Genomic DNA, 18,183 nt, shown 5'->3' on the forward strand with positions numbered 1-18,183 from the left:
TCAGACGATTTTGACCAGATAGCTGATCTTGTTAATCATGCCGCGCACTTCGGGCGTGTCTTGCAATTCGCTGATGCTGTTCAGCTTGCGCAGACCCAGACCACGGACGGTGGCGCGGTGCGACTCTTTGGTGCCAATCGGGCTGCGCACCAGTTGAATCTTGACGGTTTGTTGCGTTGTCATATTCAGGCTCCGGTTCAGGCGAAGATATCTTCGACTGTCTTGCCGCGCTTGGCTGCCACATTCGACGGGGTCGTCGAATTGACGAGCGCGTCAAACGTTGCACGAACCATGTTGTAAGGATTGGAAGAACCATGGCTCTTTGCCACGATATCCGTCACACCCAACACTTCGAAGACTGCGCGCATAGGACCGCCAGCAATGATGCCGGTACCCTTAGGAGCGGGAGCCATCATCACAACAGCGGCGCCATGGTGGCCAGTCACGTTGTGGAAAATGGTGCCGTTCTTCAGCGAAACCTTGACCATGTTGCGACGGGCCTCTTCCATCGCCTTTTGCACGGCAGCAGGCACTTCCTTGGACTTGCCCTTGCCCATGCCAACGCGGCCATCACCGTCGCCGACCACAGTCAGTGCAGCGAAGCCGAGAATACGGCCGCCCTTCACGACTTTGGTCACGCGGTTCACCGCGATCATTTTTTCGCGCAGACCGTCGTCTTGACCTTCGCTCTGCACTTTGGGTTGAAATTTAGCCATTTTTTATTCCGCTCCGCTTAGAACTGCAGACCAGCTTCGCGGGCTGCATCGGCCAAAGCCTTGACGCGACCGTGATAAGCGAAACCTGCACGATCAAATGCAACCTTCTCAACGCCTGCTGCCTTCGCTTTTTCAGCGATGCGCTTGCCGATCAGTTGGGCTGCAGCGGCATTGCCACCCTTGCCCGAACCGCCCAAGGACTTGCGCACATCGGCTTCTGCCGTGGAAGCGCTGGCCAGCACTTGGCTGCCGTCGCCGGAAATCACACTGGCGTAGATATGGAGGTTCGTACGATTCACAGTCAAACGGGCCACGCCTTGCTGGGCAATGCGGATGCGTGTTTGACGGGCACGACGAAGACGCTGCTCTTTCTTTGTCAACATGTTGCAGCTCCTTATTTCTTCTTGGTCTCTTTGATCGTGATCTTCTCATCCGCGTAGCGGATGCCCTTGCCCTTGTAAGGCTCGGGAGGACGAACAGCACGAATCTCAGCGGCAATTTGACCTACGCGCTGACGGTCGGCACCCTTCACTACCACTTCGGTAGGGGTAGGTGTTGCGACAGTGATGCCAGCGGGCATTTCGAAATTGACGGGATGGGAATAACCCACAGCCAGGTTCAACTTGGAACCGGATGCAGCAGCTTTGTAACCCACACCAACCAAGCTCAGCTTCTTTTCAAAGCCTTTGCTCACGCCAACAACCATGTTGTTGACCAGCTGACGCAGCGTACCGCTCATGGCGTTGGCTTCACGCGAGTCATTCACAGGCTCGAAGCTCAACTTGCCATCATTGCTGGACACTTTGACCAACACGTTTTGTGCCAGTGTCAGTGCGCCACCAGAACCCTTGACGGAGATCTGGTCATCTTTGATCGACACATCCACACCAGCGGGGATGGTCACGGGCATTTTTCCTACTCGGGACATTTCAGTTACTCCTCAATGCCGCGGTTAGGCCACGTAGCACAGCACTTCGCCACCGACACCGGTAGCACGCGCTTTGCGATCAGTCATCACGCCCTTAGGAGTCGTGACGATTGCCACACCCAGACCGTTCATAACTTGTGGAATGGAATCACGGCCTTTGTAGACACGCAGACCAGGGCGGCTGACGCGCTCAATGCGCTCAATCACTGGACGGCCTGCGTAGTACTTCAGGGCGATTTCGAGTTCGGACTTGCCAGCTTCAGTTTTCACTTGGAAGCCGTCGATATAACCTTCGTCCTTCAGCACTTGGGCGATGGCGATCTTCACTTTGGAAGAAGGCACCAGAACCGTGGCCTTGGAGACCATCTGTGCATTACGGATGCGGGTCAGCAAGTCAGCGATGGGATCACTCATGCTCATGTTTAATCTCTCCTGCCTGCTTACCAGCTGGCTTTGGTGACACCGGGGATGTCGCCTGCAAAAGCCAGTTCACGGATCTTGGCGCGGGCCAGACCGAATTGACGGAAGGTACCGCGAGGGCGGCCGGTGATTTCACAACGGTTGCGCTGACGCGTTGGGTTGGCGTTGCGTGGGAGCTTTTGCAAGCCCAGACGAGCAGCTTCACGCTCTTCGTCACTACGCTTGGCATCGCCAGCAATTGCCTTCAGTTCCGCATACTTGGTTGCGTACTTGGCAGCCAGTTTTTCGCGCTTCAGTTCGCGCTGGATCAAAGCTACTTTAGCCATGCTTCGCCTCAGTTCTTGAACGGGAAACGGAAACCAGCCAGAAGCGCCTTGGCTTCTTCGTCGGTCTTGGCCGTTGTGGTGATGCTGATGTTCAGGCCACGCAGAGCGTCAACCTTGTCGTACTCGATTTCAGGGAAAATGATCTGTTCCTTGACACCGATGTTGTAGTTGCCACGACCATCAAAGGCACGGCCAGAGATACCACGGAAGTCACGAACGCGGGGCAGTGCCACGGTCACGAAACGGTCCAGGAACTCATACATTTGCACGCCACGCAGCGTGACCATGCAGCCAATAGCTTGACCTTCGCGGATCTTGAAACCAGCGATAGCCTTCTTGGCCTTGGTCACCACAGGCTTTTGACCAGCAATCTTGGTCAGATCAGCCACGGCGTTGTCCATCACCTTCTTGTCCGACACGGCTTCGCTCACACCCATGTTCAGGGTGATTTTGGTCAGACGTGGAACCTGCATGGGCGAGGTGTAACCGAACTGTTTGGTCAGCTCGGGGGCGACTTTGTCGCGGTAAATTTCTTGCAGTCGTGCCATGTTTACCCCTTAGGCCGCCTTGATTTCAGCGCCGCTGGACTTGAACACGCGAATGCGCGAACCATCAGCCTGCACCTTGATACCCACGCGATCAGCCTTGCCGGTAGCCGCATTGAAGATGGCCACGTTGGACTGATGGATTGGCATAGCCTTTTCAACGATGCCGCCAGTTGTGCCCTTCATGGGGTTTGGCTTGGCGTGCTTCTTGACCAGGTTGATGCCGTCGATGACCACATAAGAGTCATCCTTGCGCAGCGACACTGTGCCGCGCTTGCCCTTGTCGCGCCCTGTCAGCACGATGACTTCGTCGCCTTTGCGAATCTTGTTCATGGCGCGTCCTTAGAGAACTTCAGGAGCCAGGGACACGATCTTCATGAACTTTTCGGTACGCAGCTCGCGCGTCACGGGTCCAAAGATGCGGGTGCCGATAGGCTCCAACTTTGCATTCAGCAACACCGCAGCGTTGCCATCGAATTTGACGAGCGAACCGTCGCCGCGACGAATACCCTTCGCCGTGCGAACCACCACTGCGCTGTAAACCTCGCCTTTTTTGACGCGGCCACGTGGAGCGGCTTCTTTGATGCTCACCTTGATGATGTCGCCAACGCTTGCATAGCGACGCTTAGAGCCACCCAGCACCTTAATGCAAAGGACGGACTTAGCGCCGGTGTTGTCGGCAACCTCTAACCGAGATTCTGTCTGGATCATTTCAATATTCCCAACTTGCACCAGAAGACAACAGCCCCAGAGAACTTCTCAAGGGCTGCAAATCAGCCAGTCAGTCTTGGGCCCGTCGTCCGCACCGCAAACCATTTGCAGCACTTCCCGCTGGGCAGAAACTTCACGCTTTAAACGCGAAGCCTTTGATTATTGCAAACCCAAAGCGCCAAGTCAAGCGCCTATCACATTTCTGGGCGCAAATATTGTGGTGCCAATGCCAAAAAAGCAGGCAACTGCGGGTCGCCACCCAACTCTTCTCGCAGGATCTCTGCAACGGCAGGGGCAACCTCCTGGGCAAGGCGGGCGTCCAGGAACAGCATGCGCGAGCGGCGCGCCAGCACGTCCTCGACGGTTCGGGCGTATTCAAAGCGTGCAGCAAACCGCACCATCGCCTCGGTCAATCCACCGCCCAAGGCATTGGATGCCCCTGGCAAACCCGCCACTTGCGCGGCATCTGCCCCATAAGAATGCATGCCTGGCGCGTCGCTGATGCGGTGGCGCACCGCCTCGGTCGGGGTACCCACCAGCGGCAGCTGGTTGGTCACACCCGCAGCCTTGGGCGGCAAAGCCCCAGTATCAAAGCACTTTTGCAGCACGTCTTCGGCCATGGCGCGATAGGTCGTCCACTTGCCGCCCGTCACGGTGACCAGGCCGCTGCGGCTGGCCAGCACGGTGTGCTCCCGACTAATGCTCTTGGTGTTACCGCCGTCATCGTCCTGCGGCTTGACCAAGGGGCGCAACCCGACCCAGATGCTGCGAATGTCCTCGGGCTTGGGCGCGCGGGTCAGGTAGCGGGCAGACTCGTTCAGGATGAAGGCGACTTCTTCCTTGAACGGCAAAGGCTCGCGCACCACATCCTGGCGGGGGCTGTCTGTGGTGCCCAAAATGAGCTTGCCCAGCCACGGAACCGCAAAAAGCACCCGCCCGTCCGCCGTCTTGGGCACCATCAGTGCATGGTCTGACGGCAAAAATTCTTTGTCCACCACGATGTGAACGCCCTGGCTGGGCGCCACGATGGGCTTGACGGGCTTGCCAATGGCCTCCCCGTCCATTTGGCGCAGGCCATCCACCCACACACCCGTGGCATTCACCACGCAACGCGCCTTGACCGTGAAAGCACGGCCAGATTCCACGTCTTCACACTCGAACCCAGCCACCCGCCCACCTTCATGGACCAACTTCTTGGCGGGGCAGTAGTTCACCAGCAGCGCTCCGCGGCTGGCAGCGGTGCGCGCCAGCGCCAGGGCCAGCCGGGCGTCATCAAACTGGCCATCCCAATACTTCACGCCGCCTTTGAGCCCGTCTTTACGGGCCGTGGGCAGGCACTGCAAGGTGCGTTCGCGCCCCAGGAACTGCGTGGCACCCAGCCCGGCCTTGCCCGCCAGGGCGTCGTACATCATGAGGCCGATGCCGTAGAAGGGCGTCTCCCAAAAGCGGTAAGACGGCATCACAAACGGAAGGGGCTGCGCCAGGTGGGGGGCGTTGCTCAGCAGCGTGGTGCGCTCGTGCAGGGCCTCGCGCACCAGGGAGATATTGCCCTGCGCCAGGTAGCGCACGCCACCGTGCACCAGCTTGGTGGCCCGGGATGAGGTGCCCTTGGCGAAATCGTGCGAATCCACCAGCACCACACTGAAACCACGCGCCGCCGCATCCAAGGCCACCCCCAGGCCCGTGGCGCCCCCACCAATCACGGCCAGGTCATACAAGTGCGGCTGGGCCAAGCGGTCCAGAAGTTCGGCACGCGGGGTGGGAAGGGGGGCTAAAACATTGGTCATGGGTGCTGATTGTCCATGGGAGGCCACAGTTTTTAAGGGTTAACCCTTGATTTTGTAACACCAGTGGAGGGCTTGGGTAACAAACCTTGCGCCAGCACCAGGCGGGCGCAAGGTCAAAGAGGCAACAAAAAAGACACAAACACCCTGGGGCTGCCCACCACCATCGCCCCAGGGAGGGCGGCAGGCACGGCACACCTTGCTGTGCCGTGCGCAGCCATCAAACTACCCGCGCATCAGCGCACCTTGCCAGCCTTCCAGGCGTCCAGCAGGGTTTGGTAGGCGATGGTTTCGCCCTTCGGCTTTTCGTTGGCCAGCTTCTTCCAGGGGGCTTGCTTGTCGCTCAGCCACTTGTTGGGGTCTTCCTTCTTGTTGAGCTTGGGCGCGCAATGGGCCATGCCAGCGCGCTCCAGGCGGGCCATCACCTGGTCCATCTCGTCGGCCAGCGTGTCCATGGCGCCTTGCGGGGTCTTTTCACCCGTCACGGCCTGGGCTACGTTCTTCCACCACAGCTGGGCCAGCTTGGGGTAGTCGGGCACGTTGGTACCGGTGGGCGACCATGCCACGCGGGCGGGGCTGCGGTAGAACTCCACCAAACCGCCCAGCTTGGGCGCTGCATCGGTCATGGCCTTGGACTGGATGTCGCTCTCGCGGATCGGGGTCAGGCCCACCAGGGTCTTCTTGAGCGAGGTGGTCTTGGCCGTCACGAACTGGGCATAGAGCCAGGCAGCAGCGGTCTTGTTAGCGTCGTGGTCCTTGAAGAAGGTCCAGCTGCCCACGTCCTGGTAGCCGTTTTGCATGCCTTGCTTCCAGTACGGGCCGTTGGGGCCAGGGGCCATGCGCCACTTGGGGGTGCCGTCGGCGTTCACCACAGGCAGACCGGGCTTGGTCATGTCGGCCGTGAAGGCGGTGTACCAGAAGATTTGCTGTGCGATCTGGCCCTGGGCGGGCACAGGGCCCGCTTCGCCGAAGGTCATGCCGGTGGCTTCCTTGGGCGCGTACTTCTTCATCCAGTCCACGTACTTGGTCAGAGCGTAGACGGCGGCTGGCGAGTTGGTCGCGCCGCCACGGGATACAGAAGCACCCACCGGTGTGCACTTGTCGTCGGCCACGCGAATGCCCCACTCATCGATGGGCAGGCCATTGGGCGCACCGATGTCGGCGGTGCCGGCCATCGACAGCCAGGCATCGGTGAAGCGCCAGCCCAACGATGGGTCCTTCTTGCCGTAGTCCATGTGGCCGTAAATGGCCTTGCCGTCGATCTGCTTGACGTCATTGGTGAAGAACTCGGCGATGTCTTCGTAGGCAGACCAGTTCAGTGGCACGCCCAGGTCGTAGCCGTACTTGGCCTTGAACTTGTCCTTGATGTCCTTGCGCTCGAACAGGTCGGCGCGGAACCAGTACAGGTTGGCGAACTGCTGGTCGGGCAACTGGTACATCTTGCCGTCAGGGCCGGTGGTGAACTTGGTGCCGATGTAGTCCTTGATGTCGATGCCGGGGTTGGTCCACTCCTTGCCGGTGCCGCTCATGTAGTCGGTCAGGCTCATGATCTTGCCGTAGCGGTAGTGCGTGCCGATCAGGTCCGAATCAGAGATCCAGCCGTCGTAAATCGACTTGCCCGACTGCATGGAGGTCTGCAGCTTCTCGACCACGTCGCCTTCCTGGATCAGGTCGTGCTTGACCTTGATGCCCGTGATTTCCTCGAACGCCTTGGCCAGCGTCTTGGATTCGTATTCATGGGTGGTGATGGTCTCGGACACCACCGAGATTTCCTTGACGCCCTTGCCCTGGAGCTTCTTGGCGGCGTCGATGAACCACTTCATCTCGGCCATCTGCTGGTCTTTGCTCAGCGTGGATGGCTGGAACTCACTGTCGATCCACTTCTTGGCTTCGGCCTCGCCGGCCCAGGCGGCTTGCCCCAGGGCCAGGGTGGTGGCGGCGAACGCGATCGCCGTGAACTGCATCTTCATTGTTGTCTCCTCAGATGGAACCCCCATGGTGGATGAACACCGGCCCTGGGGGGAATCGGGCCGGGGCTTGTCATCATCAAAAACAATAGCTGCTAGCGCTTGCTGCACCTATGCTTCAGATACTTTTTTATCTCAATCACTTACCAAATAAGCGCAGGCAGCTATCGTTTTGATACCGCACAGATGCCCAAGCGCCCATCACCCCTTGCGCATCACCAGCGCCAGCAGCGCCATCGACAGCACAAAGCTGATCCAGATGGACGGATCGCCATCCAAGCTAAACCACTGCGCCAGCTTGCCGCTGATGCCGACAAAAATCAGGTTCACATAGGCCGCCGACAGCAGCCCGATAAACAGCCGATCACCGCGCGTGGTCTCCAGCGGCAAAAAGCCCTTGCGCATCGTTGTGGGCGATTTCACCTCCCACACCGCCATGCCGATCAGCATGAGCACGATGCAGATGAAGAACACCGCCACGGGCAACGTCCAAGCCATCCAGTCAAACATTTGAAGCATTCCTTTCCATTAGCGTGGCGTCAGATACCGCCAAAGCACATCCCTACTGGCACGCCCAAGGCCAGGGACGCCGAGCCAGGGCCGCCCCGCAGCGAGGGCGTCGTCCCCCTGGAGGGGGAAGGCGCCGCAGGCGACTCAGGGGGTGCATCACACCCGTCCCATCGCGAAACCCTTGGCGATGTAGTGGCGCACAAACCAGATCACGATCGCACCCGGCACGATGGTCAGCACACCCGCCGCCGCCAGCGTCGCCCAGTCCATGCCGCTGGCGCTCACCGTGCGCGTCATCGTGGCCACGATGGGCTTGGCGTTCACGCTGGTCAGCGTGCGGGCCAGCAGCAATTCGACCCAGCTGAACATGAAGCAGAAGAACGCCGCCACGCCCACACCGGCCTTGATGAGCGGCAGGAAGATGGTGAGGAAAAAGCGCGGAAAGCTGTAGCCGTCGATGTACGCCGTCTCGTCGATCTCGCGCGGAATGCCACTCATGAAGCCTTCCAAAATCCACACCGCCAGCGGCACGCTGAACAAAAGATGCGCCAGCGCCACGGCAATGTGCGTGTCCATCAGCCCTACGGTGGTGTAGAGCTGAAAGAACGGCAGCAAAAACACGGCCGGCGGCGTCATGCGGTTTGTGAGCAGCCAGAAGAACACATGCTTGTCACCCAGGAAGCTGTAGCGCGAGAACGCATACGCCGCTGGCAGCGCCACGGTAAGCGTGATCACCATGTTGATGCTGACGTAGATCAGGCTGTTGATGTAGCCCGAATACCAGCTCTCATCGGTGAAGATGGTCTTGTAGTTGTCCCACGTAAAGTGCTGCGGGAAAAAGGAGAACGTCGAGAGAATTTCGGCATTCGTCTTGAAGCTCATGTTCACCATCCAGTAGATGGGCAACAGCGCAAACAGCAGGTACGCGATCAGGAACAGCGTGCGTTTTTGAAAGCGTTTTTCATTCATGGCCAGCCCCTTCGTCGCTGACGGTGCCCACCCGCTGCATCCAGTTGTAGAGGATGAAGCACAGCAGCAAGATGATGAAGAAATAGATCAGCGAGAACGCTGCAGCAGGGCCCAGGTCGAACTGGCCCACGGCCTTGGTCGTGAGGTACTGCGACAGGAACGTGGTCGCATTGCCCGGCCCGCCGCCTGTGAGCACAAAGGGCTCGGTGTAGATCATGAAACTGTCCATGAAGCGCAGCAGCACCGCAATCATCAGCACGCCGCGCATCTTGGGCAGCTGGATGTAGCGGAACACCGCCAACTTGCTGGCACCATCAATGCGGGCCGCCTGGTAATACGCATCGGGAATGGACCGCAGCCCGGCAAAGGCCAGCAGCGCCACCAGCGGTGTCCAGTGCCACACGTCCATCAGCAGCACCGTCAGCCACGCCTGCGTGGCGTTGCCGGTGTAGCTGTATTCAATGCCCATCTCCTGCAGCATGCGGCCCATCAGGCCAATGTCGGCCCGGCCATAAATTTGCCAGATGGTGCCCACCACGTTCCAAGGAATCAGCAGCGACAGTGCCACCACCACCAGCACGGCGGACGACTTCCAGCCCTGCGCGGGCATGGACAGCGCCAGCAAAATGCCCAGCGGAATCTCCACCGCCAGCACGGCCAGCGAGAAGGTGATCTGCCGCCACAGGGCCGAGTGCAGCTCCTCGTCGCGCATCACGGCGGCAAACCACTCGGTGCCCACAAACACTCGGCGCTCGGGGCTGATGATGTCTTGCACCGAATAATTCACCACCGTCATCAACGGCAAGATGGCCGAGAAGGCCACGCAGAGAATGACCGGCAGGATCAGGAACCAGGCCTTCTGGTTCACGGGTTTGGTGGTTGCGCTCATGCCAGCAACTCCTCATTCTTGTAAAAGCAGGTGTGCTCACCCAGCACCTGCAGCCACACCGTGTCGCCTGCCGAGGGCAGCCGCGTCTCGGGGCTGAAGCGGGCCTTGAGCGTGTGCTCGCCCACTTTCGCGGTCAACATCAGGTAGGTGCCGATGTCCTGCACCTGTGCCACGCTGCAGGCCAGGGCGCCGGGCTGCTGCGCAGCGGCCAGCGCCAGGTATTCGGGGCGAATGCCGACCTGCAGCGAACCAACGGGCAGCACGCGCCCTGCGGGGGCCGCCAGGCGATGGCCCGCTACGGTCAGCTCGGCACCGTCCGACTGTGCAGGCAAAAAGTTCATGCCCGGCGAGCCAATGAAGTGCCCCACAAACACGTGCTGCGGCCGCTCAAACAGCGCATCGGCCGAGCCCACCTGCACCGCGCGGCCGCGGGTCATCACCACCACCTGGTCGGCAAAGGTCAGTGCCTCCACTTGGTCGTGGGTCACGTAGATCAGCGTGAGCTTGAGCTCGTGGTGGATCTGCTTGAGCTTGCGGCGCAGCTGCCACTTCAGGTGCGGGTCGATCACCGTGAGCGGCTCGTCAAACAGCACGGCCGCCACGTCCGATCGCACCAGGCCACGGCCCAGCGATATTTTTTGCTTCTGGTCGGCCGACAGGCCCGCTGCGCGCATGTTGAGCTGGTGGCTCATCTCCAGCATCTCGGCAATCGCGCCCACGCGCTCTTTGATCTGGGCTTCGGGCACCTTGCGGTTCTTCAGCGGAAAGGCCAGGTTCTCGGCCACCGTCATGGTGTCGTAGATCACCGGGAACTGGAACACCTGCGCAATGTTGCGCTCCTGTGGGCTGGCGCGGGTCACGTCGCGGCCATCAAACAGCACCTTGCCGTGCGATGGCACGAGCAGGCCCGACATGATGTTGAGCATGGTGGTCTTGCCACAGCCCGAGGGGCCCAGCAGCGCATAGGCGCCGCCGTCTTCAAATTCCATCTTCAAGGGCAGCAGCGCGTAGTCGCTGTCCTGCTGCGGGTGGGGCTTGTACGAATGCGCCAAGTCCAAACTGATACGCGCCATCTCAGCGACCTCCTTGTACAGCCAGGTGGCGGGCAGGCGCCCACACCAGGCGCTCGTCTGCGCCAAACACATAGGCCTGCGCCGGGTCCAGGTGCAAGGTGATGCTTGTGCCCAGCTCAAAGTAGTGCACGCCGGTGAGCTGTGCCACCAGCTCGCCCCAGGGCGTGTGGGCGTGCACAAAGGTGTCCGAGCCCGAGATTTCGGCCAGCTCCACCACGCCGCTCACGCTCACATCGCCGGGGTGGGCATGCACGCGCAGGGCACTGGCGCGCACGCCCACCGTCAAGGCGCCAGCGGCGCTGCCTGCGGGCAGTGGAATGGCCAGATCTCTACCGCCTTGCAACCGCACGCCTTGCGGCAATGGCGTGGCAGGGATCAGGTTCATCGGCGGGTCGCTGAAGGCGCGCGCCACACTCAGTGAATTGGGCGCATGGAATACCTCGGCCGTGGGGCCGTATTGCAGCAACCGACCTTCATCGAGCACGGCGGTGTAGCCGCCCAGCAGCAGCGCCTCGCCCGGCTCGGTGGTGGCATACACCACCGTGGACTGGCCTGCGGCAAACAGCTGCGTCAGTTCTTCGCGCAGCTCTTCGCGCAGCTTGTAATCCAGGTTCACCAGGGGTTCGTCCAGCAGCATCAGCGGCGCGCCCTTGGCCAGTGCACGCGCCAGCGCCACACGCTGCTGTTGCCCGCCCGACAGCTCGGCCGGGTAGCGGTCCAGAAACATGTCGATGTGCAGCCGCCCGGCCAACTCGCGCACCCGGGCGTCAATGTCCTTGTCGCCGCGCAGCTTCAGTGGCGAGGCGATGTTGTCAAACACCTTCATCGAGGGGTAGTTGATGAACTGCTGGTACACCATGGCCACATTGCGCTCGCGCACGGGCATGCCCGTCACGTCCACACCATCCACCGTCACCTTGCCTGCGGTGGGCGTGTCCAGCCCCGCCATGATGCGCATCAGGCTGGTCTTGCCTGCCTGGGTGGCGCCCAGCAGCACCGTCACGGCATTGCTTTGCAAGACCAGGCCCATGTCATAAAGCCAGGTCTGCGCCCCCACCCTTTTGCTGATGCTGTCCAGTGCCAGCTGCATGAAGCATCCTCTTCCGGCCCAACGGCCTGTGTGACAAGACGACCCGCATGGATGCCAGCCGCCCGTAATTTTCGATATTTTTCATTTTTGTTCTTTTTGATTCGAATTGAATCCAGGTTTACCCTTAATCATTTCGTTTTCGTTCGATTTAAAGTCCAGCAAAGCGTACGGCGTTCGCTTTCTGTTCATTTCAGTTTCGTTACGATTCGATGACAAAACACCGCCTGCACCACCCAGGCGAGCCCCCCGAACGCACAACCCATCCGTCTGCCCGTGAACACCAACCCCCGCCAACTGCAACTGCTTGAAGAAGTGCGCACCCGCAAGTCCGCCACCGTGGAACAACTGGCCGACACCCTGGGCGTAACCCTGCAGACCGTACGCCGCGATGTGCAGCGGCTGGCCGAGTCAGGCCTGCTCACGCGCTTTCATGGCGGGGTGCGCGTGCCCAGCTCCACGGTGGAGAACCTGGCCCACACCCAGCGCGAAACCCTGCACGCCGAAGGCAAAGCCCGCATTGCCCGCGCCGTGGCCGAACAGGTGCCTAACAACTGCTCGCTGATCCTGAACATCGGCACCACCACCGAGGCCATCGCCAAGGCCCTGCTGCACCACCGCGGCCTGCGCGTCATCACCAACAACCTGAACGTGGCGGCCATCCTGTGCAGCAACCCCGAGTGCGAGGTCATCGTGGCCGGCGGCGTGGTGCGCCCGCGCGACCGGGGCATCGTGGGCGAAGCGGCGGTGGATTTCATCCGCCAGTTCAAGGTGGACATCGCCCTCATCGGCATCTCGGGCATCGAGCCCGACGGCTCGCTGCGCGACTTTGACTACCGCGAGGTGAAAGTGGCCCAAACCATCATCGGCCAGGCCCGCGAGGTGTGGCTGGCGGCCGACCAAAGCAAGTTCAACCGCCCAGCCATGGTGCAACTGGCCACACTCAATCAGATTGGGCGGCTGTTTACCGATGCGCCACCGCCTGAGCCTTTTCCCGCGTTGCTGCAAGATGCCGGTGTGATCTGCACCGTGGCAGCCTGACCCCTGGATTTTTGACCATGACCTACCTGCTCGCACTCGACCAAGGCACCTCCAGCTCCCGCAGCATCGTGTTCGACGAACGCGGCCACATCGTGGCGCAGGCGCAGCTGGAGCTGCCGCAGATCTACCCCCAGCCCGGCTGGGTGGAGCACGACCCACTGGAAATCTGGCGCACCCAGCTGGCCACCGCACGCGATGCGCTGGCCAAGGCGGGCATTGCGGCCAGCGCTGTGCGTGCCGTGGGCATCACCAACCAGCGCGAAACCACGGTGCTGTGGAACCGCAAGACGGGCCAGCCCGTGCACCACGCCATCGTGTGGCAGGACCGGCGCGCCGAACCCGCCTGCGCCCAGCTGCGCGAACAAGGCCACGCCGCCACCATCCAGGCCAAGACGGGCTTGCTGGTGGATGCCTACTTCTCCGGCACCAAGCTGCAGTGGCTGCTCGACCATGTGCCCGGTGCGCGCGACGCGGCCGAACGCGGCGAACTGGCTTTTGGCACGGTGGACAGCTGGCTCATGTGGAAGCTGACCCACGGCCAGGTGCATGTGACGGACGTGAGCAACGCCGCGCGCACCATGCTGTTCAATGTGCATACCAACCAGTGGGACGACGAACTGCTGGCGCTGCTGCGCATCCCCAAGGCGCTGCTGCCCGAGGTGCTGCCCTCGGCCGCCCACTTTGGCGACACGGCGGCCGACCTGCTGGGCCACCCCATCCGCATCGGCGGCGTGGCGGGCGACCAGCAAAGCGCGCTGTTCGGCCAGGCCTGCTTCACGGCGGGCATGGCAAAGAACACCTATGGCACGGGCTGCTTCATGCTCATGCACACAGGCAGCACCTTTCAGACATCGCAAAACGGCTTGCTCACCACCAGCGCTGCGCAGGCTTCCAAGCAGCCCGAGTTCGCCATGGAAGGCTCGGTCTTCGTGGGTGGTGCAGTGGTGCAGTGGCTGCGCGATGGCCTGCGCGCCATCACCAACAGCAGCGAGGTCGAGTCGCTCGCGCAAAGCGTGCCCGACTCGGGTGGCGTGATGATGGTGCCCGCATTCACCGGCCTGGGCGCCCCCTACTGGAAGCCCGACGCACGCGGCACCATCACGGGCCTCACGCGCGGCAGCACCATTGCCCACATTGCCCGCGCGGCGCTGGAGAGCATCGCCTACCAAAGCGCCGCCTTGCTGCTGGCCATGAGCCGTGACGCCGTGGCCGCCGGTGGCGCCCCGGTGAGCGAGCTGCGCGTGGATGGCGGCGCGTGCGTGAACGACCTGCTGATGCAGTTCCAGGCCGACCTGCTGGGCATCCCGGTGGTGCGCCCTGCGGTCATCGAGACCACGGCGCTGGGCGCGGCCTACCTGGCAGGCCTGTCGAGCGGCGTGTACGCCAGCACCAGCGAACTCTCCCACCTGTGGCGCGCCGACCGCCGTTTTGTGCCCACCCTTAGCAACAGCCGCGCGCAAGAGTTGATGGCGAACTGGGAGCATGCAGTACGGCAGACTACGGCTGCATGACCTGCGCATGGAGACCGACTGCGGTGCAGTAGCCTCGCTTCAGCATCATGAAGCCTACAGCAAACCGTAGCGGCAGGCGGCAGGCCTGAGGCACCCGCGCTACCATCGTGGCCCTTCCAGACTGTTGACCGACCATGAGCACCACCTCTGCCCCCGCTTCTGCCTCCACCCTGCCCGTCATCGCTTTCATCGGCGGCGGCAACATGGCCAGCGCCATCATTGGCGGGCTGATCCACCAGGGCCTTCCGGCCAGCCAGATCGAGGTGGTGGAACCCTGGGCCGAAGCACGCGAGGCGCTGCGCAAAAACTACGGCATTGAAGCCCAGGCAGAGGCCGGCCCCGCCCTGCAGCGCGCAGGCATCGTGGTCTGGGCCGTCAAGCCGCAAACCTTCAAGGACGCGGCCGCACAGGCCAAGTCCCACACCCCGGCCGCCCTGCACCTGAGCGTGGCCGCAGGCATCCGCTCCAGCAGCATCGCCCAGTGGCTCGGCACCGAGCGCATCGTGCGCACCATGCCCAACACACCGGCCCTGGTGGGCAAGGGCATGAGCGCCATCTACGCCCGCCCTGCCGTGACGCCAGCCGAGCGCCAGAGTGTGGAAGCCATCATGGCGTCCACCGGCGAGTTCCTGTGGGTGGAGAGCGAAAAGCAGCTGGATGCCGTCACGGCCCTCTCCGGCTCGGGCCCGGCCTATGTTTTCTACTTCCTCGAAGCCATGACCCGCGCCGGCGTGGGCATGGGCCTGAGCGAGCAGCAAGCGCACCAACTGGCCGTGGGCACGTTTGTGGGCGCCTCTGAACTGGCCCGCCGCTCCGACGAGCCCCCGGCCGTGCTGCGCCAGCGCGTCACGTCCAAGGGCGGAACCACCTACGCGGCGCTGCAATCCATGGAAGGCGCTGGTGTGGGCCCAGCCTTTGAGCGCGCCATGGAAGCCGCACGCCAGCGGGCGGACGAACTGGGCAACGAGTTCGGCGGCTGACGCACCCAACACCAAGCCAAATAGACTGATCAGCGAGCTGCCTCAGACAGCTCATCCCCCAGCCGTTCGGGCTGAGCCTGTCGAAGCCAAGGCGCCTTTTGCAAACAGCCCTTCGACGGGCTCAGGGCGAAGGGTCTACCTGAGGCAGGCAACTATTTAAACAAATAGGCTTCTAGCGCTTATTGAACAGGCGCTAGAAGCTATATTTTTAATAGCAAACCAAACCCAAACGGCGAACGCCCCTCAGGCACGCCCCGCCGTCAGCCAGGCCACCAGCTCGTCGCTGATGAGCGACTGGTTGATGGCATCGTCCGACTGCTGCACCCATTGGCGCACCCGGTTCACCGCCGTGAAGCCCACGTTGCTGAACTTGTCCCCCAGGCCCTGGATGTAGGGGAACTGGGCGGACTGGTTGCTCACCCCCAAAAAGTGAAAGTACACCCCGTCGCCCCGCGCCTGTGAGGCAGACAGCAGCGCAGTGGTCCGGGCCTCGTCGGCGCTTTCGCCGTCGGTCACAAAGAAGATCAGCGTCTGGCGCGGCTTGGCGGCAGGAGCCGGGGCTTCGCCGCCGCCGAACAAGCGGCTCAGAAAGCCCTTGGGCTTCTCGGTCATCCACCCGAAATCGGTCAGCACACGCTCCAGCACGTAGGAGTAGTCGGTCGCGCCCATGTAGCCGGGGCAGCCAATGATTTCGCGCTGCACATAGCCCGCGTAGTTCTTGGCGCTCACATCCGTGGCGTGGTGCACATTGCGGGGGCCGTTGGAGAAGGTGTAGACCTCCATCTTTTGGTCCGGGTCGAACAGCGCGGCCCAGGGGATCAGGCGTGTGAGCAGGTCGTTGGTCACGCCCTGGCGGTGCTCGTCGTCAAACGAGCCGGAAACATCCATCACAAACGCTACGTCCACTTTGGGCGGTTCGCTCACGCCCGCCTTGGCCAGGTTGAGCACCAGGGCTTGTTGCGATTTGTTCAGGTCCAGGGTGAGCGCCATGTTCGGTCGTCCGTCAAGTTAAGAGAGGTGGAGCAGGCCCAGCAGGCCTTGCAGTTGCTGCGCCAGGGCGTAGCGTTCGGTGTCGTTCAACTGCCGCGCCTGGGTGGCCAGGGCCACTTTTTCTGTCCACGCAGGCAGGGCCATCAGCACGGTGTCCTGGATGCGGTGGACCAGCCCATCCAGGCTGTGCTGGCTGCCTTGGCGCAGCTGCAGGCCCCCATGGATGTGCAGCACGGTTTGCGCCAGCGCGCTGGCGCGTTGCAGCAGGGCATGGGCGCGTGGATCGGCGCCAGAGTCCAGCAGATCGGCCAGGTAGTGCGCGGCCAGGCTTTGCGCCTCCAGCCGCACGGCCAGCGGAGCCAGTTCGCTGCCAATGCCTTGCAGCTCGGCCTGCAGGCTGCGCAGGGCGGGCAAGGCCTCGGCCAGGTGCTGGCGCAGTTGCGCCAGCTCGCCCTGGCTGGCCTGCAACAGCGCGGCGGGCCCGGCGCTGGTCTTCCAGAACAGCAGCGGCGACTTGGCGGGGGCCAGCCATTCGTCGGCAATGCCTTGCAGCAGCGCATGCAAACGTGCCACATGGCGCAGGCTGGTCTGGAGCGTGGTGGCCTGGGTGATCTGCAACGAGGCATCGACCAGCGCGCCATAGCGCTGCTGGGCCTCTTCGCCCCAGCGGGCGGCCTGGGTTGCGCTCAGGGTATCGACGATGGTGGCCTGCAGCAGGCGCTGGGCTTGCTGCAGCGCCTCGGGCATCGCGGCCGGAAAGCGCTGGACCAGCTCCGGCAGGCTGACCTCCACACCCCGGCGAATCGTGCCCGGCACCACCGAGGGCGGGGCCTTTTGCGCCCCGGATGAAGCACTGGGCGATGCAATGGGTGCAACACCCGGCTGCGGCGCCACCGTGGTGGGCGCGGGGCGCGATGCTCCCTGCACCGTGGCAGGCACCCCACCCGGCGCAATGACCGTGGCCCGCAAGCCCGCGCCAACTGCGGCGTCAGGCCCCGGCGTGGCGGCTGCTTGCGCCTGCGGGCTGGCAGGGGTGTGGGTGATGACTTTGGGCTTCATCCGGCAAGGGGCATGGATTCAAAGGGGGCGTTACAGAACACGGACTGCGCCCCCGCCTCGCCGCTCACGAAAAGTGCGACAGGATGAAGTTGAAATCGCCGTTGAACCCGCTGCCTGCGGCCAGGTAATGCCAGCCGCTGCCGTCCAGCAGCAGGCTGCCCATCTGCACCGCGTTGAAAGGGCCGAATTCGTTGGACAGCAGGTACTCGCCCAGCACCAGGCCCTGGTCGTTCTTGATGCGGATGCCCGCGTTTTTCACGGACGAGAAGTTGGCGCCAGCTGCGGCGTGGATGGTCACGAAGATCGGGATCTCGTTCACGCCCGCAGGGATCTTGCTGCCGTCAATCGACAGGGTTTCGTCCACGTCCAGGTTCACGCCGGTGCGTGCATCGCCCGAGTGGGTGATGCCGCCTTCGGGTGTGGAGAACGAGCCATCGGCGTTGGTGGTCAACACGCCTTGCGGGTTGGTCTTCTTGGCGTTGTAGGTGCTCAGCACCTGGTCAAAGCTGGTGACCTTGGCGCCACCGCCGCCATTGCTGGCCAGCAGCGCATGGGTGTCCAGGTCGTGCGCCGAATCCCACGACAGCTCCACCGTGAAGCGCGCGGGCTTGGCCAGGTTCAGAGACAGTTTGGGGGCGGTATCGCCGGGCTTGGAGAGCTTCAGTTCAAGGGCCATG

At 62.4% G+C, this 18,183-nt stretch carries 22 protein-coding genes; 3 read left to right on the forward strand and 19 right to left on the reverse strand.

The features are described 5' to 3' along the window. From rpmD to CLU86_RS15425, 16 genes are all read right to left on the reverse strand, one after another. Positions 1–183: a 50S ribosomal protein L30 gene (gene rpmD / locus CLU86_RS15350; RefSeq protein ID WP_044399276.1), complete on the reverse strand. Its 183-nt coding sequence runs from the start codon at positions 181–183 to the stop codon at positions 1–3. Between the two features lie 14 nt (positions 184–197). Beyond that, entirely contained in the window at positions 198–716 is a 519-nt protein-coding gene (gene rpsE, locus CLU86_RS15355; protein ID WP_069103887.1) for a 30S ribosomal protein S5, read from the reverse strand. A gap of 17 nt (positions 717–733) precedes the next feature. Beyond that, positions 734–1,099: a 50S ribosomal protein L18 gene (gene rplR, locus CLU86_RS15360; protein ID WP_099656882.1), complete on the reverse strand. Its 366-nt coding sequence runs from the start codon at positions 1,097–1,099 to the stop codon at positions 734–736. An 11-nt stretch (positions 1,100–1,110) separates the two neighbouring features. Beyond that, positions 1,111–1,644 carry a 50S ribosomal protein L6 gene (gene rplF, locus CLU86_RS15365; protein WP_099656883.1) on the reverse strand — a complete coding sequence of 178 codons (534 nt, stop codon included), beginning with the start codon at positions 1,642–1,644 and terminating at the stop codon, positions 1,111–1,113. A 24-nt stretch (positions 1,645–1,668) separates the two neighbouring features. After that, positions 1,669–2,064 (reverse strand): 30S ribosomal protein S8, encoded by a 396-nt coding sequence (gene rpsH / locus CLU86_RS15370; protein ID WP_005793636.1) that lies wholly within the window; start codon positions 2,062–2,064, stop codon positions 1,669–1,671. A 20-nt stretch (positions 2,065–2,084) separates the two neighbouring features. Continuing rightward, positions 2,085–2,390, reverse strand: coding sequence for a 30S ribosomal protein S14 (gene rpsN, locus CLU86_RS15375; RefSeq protein WP_099656884.1), 306 nt, complete (start codon positions 2,388–2,390; stop codon positions 2,085–2,087). 8 nt (positions 2,391–2,398) lie between these two features. Beyond that, positions 2,399–2,938 carry a 50S ribosomal protein L5 gene (gene rplE / locus CLU86_RS15380; RefSeq protein ID WP_099656885.1) on the reverse strand — a complete coding sequence of 180 codons (540 nt, stop codon included), beginning with the start codon at positions 2,936–2,938 and terminating at the stop codon, positions 2,399–2,401. A 9-nt stretch (positions 2,939–2,947) separates the two neighbouring features. Further along, positions 2,948–3,268, reverse strand: coding sequence for a 50S ribosomal protein L24 (gene rplX, locus CLU86_RS15385; protein WP_099656886.1), 321 nt, complete (start codon positions 3,266–3,268; stop codon positions 2,948–2,950). 9 nt (positions 3,269–3,277) lie between these two features. Then, complete coding sequence (gene rplN / locus CLU86_RS15390) at positions 3,278–3,646, reverse strand: 50S ribosomal protein L14 (protein WP_007861702.1); 369 nt, start codon at positions 3,644–3,646, stop codon at positions 3,278–3,280. 194 nt (positions 3,647–3,840) lie between these two features. Next, positions 3,841–5,433, reverse strand: a complete 1,593-nt coding sequence (locus tag CLU86_RS15395; RefSeq protein ID WP_099742217.1) for a glycerol-3-phosphate dehydrogenase/oxidase — start codon at positions 5,431–5,433, stop codon at positions 3,841–3,843. 233 nt (positions 5,434–5,666) lie between these two features. Beyond that, complete coding sequence (locus CLU86_RS15400; protein ID WP_099742218.1) at positions 5,667–7,400, reverse strand: ABC transporter substrate-binding protein; 1,734 nt, start codon at positions 7,398–7,400, stop codon at positions 5,667–5,669. A gap of 198 nt (positions 7,401–7,598) precedes the next feature. After that, positions 7,599–7,907 carry a DUF2160 domain-containing protein gene (locus tag CLU86_RS15405; protein WP_099656889.1) on the reverse strand — a complete coding sequence of 103 codons (309 nt, stop codon included), beginning with the start codon at positions 7,905–7,907 and terminating at the stop codon, positions 7,599–7,601. Between the two features lie 156 nt (positions 7,908–8,063). Next, the gene (locus CLU86_RS15410; RefSeq protein ID WP_099742219.1) at positions 8,064–8,876 is read right to left on the reverse strand and encodes a carbohydrate ABC transporter permease; all 813 of its coding nucleotides are present in this window, start codon (positions 8,874–8,876) and stop codon (positions 8,064–8,066) included. Beyond that, positions 8,869–9,765, reverse strand: a complete 897-nt coding sequence (locus tag CLU86_RS15415; protein ID WP_099742220.1) for a carbohydrate ABC transporter permease — start codon at positions 9,763–9,765, stop codon at positions 8,869–8,871. The genes CLU86_RS15410 and CLU86_RS15415 overlap by 8 nt, the downstream gene beginning before the upstream one ends. Further along, a complete protein-coding gene (locus CLU86_RS15420; protein WP_099743604.1) occupies positions 9,762–10,838 on the reverse strand; it encodes an ABC transporter ATP-binding protein in 1,077 nt (358 codons plus the stop codon). The genes CLU86_RS15415 and CLU86_RS15420 overlap by 4 nt, the downstream gene beginning before the upstream one ends. A gap of 1 nt (position 10,839) precedes the next feature. Beyond that, positions 10,840–11,928: an ABC transporter ATP-binding protein gene (locus CLU86_RS15425; RefSeq protein ID WP_099742221.1), complete on the reverse strand. Its 1,089-nt coding sequence runs from the start codon at positions 11,926–11,928 to the stop codon at positions 10,840–10,842. A gap of 273 nt (positions 11,929–12,201) precedes the next feature. Between CLU86_RS15425 and CLU86_RS15430 the strand changes: the two genes are divergently transcribed. The 3 genes from CLU86_RS15430 (at position 12,202) to proC (ending at position 15,457) form a co-directional block, all read left to right on the forward strand. Then, positions 12,202–12,966: a DeoR/GlpR family DNA-binding transcription regulator gene (locus CLU86_RS15430; RefSeq protein WP_099742222.1), complete on the forward strand. Its 765-nt coding sequence runs from the start codon at positions 12,202–12,204 to the stop codon at positions 12,964–12,966. Positions 12,967–12,983: 17 nt separating this feature from the next. Continuing rightward, on the forward strand, positions 12,984–14,477 hold the full coding sequence (glpK, locus tag CLU86_RS15435) for a glycerol kinase GlpK (protein WP_099742223.1): 1,494 nt from the start codon (positions 12,984–12,986) through the stop codon (positions 14,475–14,477). A gap of 134 nt (positions 14,478–14,611) precedes the next feature. Continuing rightward, on the forward strand, positions 14,612–15,457 hold the full coding sequence (gene proC, locus CLU86_RS15440; RefSeq protein WP_099742224.1) for a pyrroline-5-carboxylate reductase: 846 nt from the start codon (positions 14,612–14,614) through the stop codon (positions 15,455–15,457). Between the two features lie 243 nt (positions 15,458–15,700). On the opposite strand, the gene CLU86_RS15445 is transcribed toward proC, so the two are convergent. The 3 genes from CLU86_RS15445 to CLU86_RS15455 all read right to left on the reverse strand — a co-directional run bounded on the left by CLU86_RS15445 (position 15,701) and on the right by CLU86_RS15455 (position 18,182). Then, positions 15,701–16,447 carry a VWA domain-containing protein gene (locus CLU86_RS15445; protein ID WP_099742225.1) on the reverse strand — a complete coding sequence of 249 codons (747 nt, stop codon included), beginning with the start codon at positions 16,445–16,447 and terminating at the stop codon, positions 15,701–15,703. Positions 16,448–16,465: 18 nt separating this feature from the next. Next, positions 16,466–17,506 carry a hypothetical protein gene (locus CLU86_RS15450; RefSeq protein ID WP_099742226.1) on the reverse strand — a complete coding sequence of 347 codons (1,041 nt, stop codon included), beginning with the start codon at positions 17,504–17,506 and terminating at the stop codon, positions 16,466–16,468. Between the two features lie 64 nt (positions 17,507–17,570). Continuing rightward, complete coding sequence (locus CLU86_RS15455) at positions 17,571–18,182, reverse strand: TerD family protein (protein WP_099742227.1); 612 nt, start codon at positions 18,180–18,182, stop codon at positions 17,571–17,573. Between the last annotated feature and the right edge of the window lies 1 nt (position 18,183).

Source organism: Acidovorax sp. 62 (genome assembly GCF_002754495.1).
Taxonomy (GTDB): Bacteria; Pseudomonadota; Gammaproteobacteria; order Burkholderiales; family Burkholderiaceae_C; genus Acidovorax.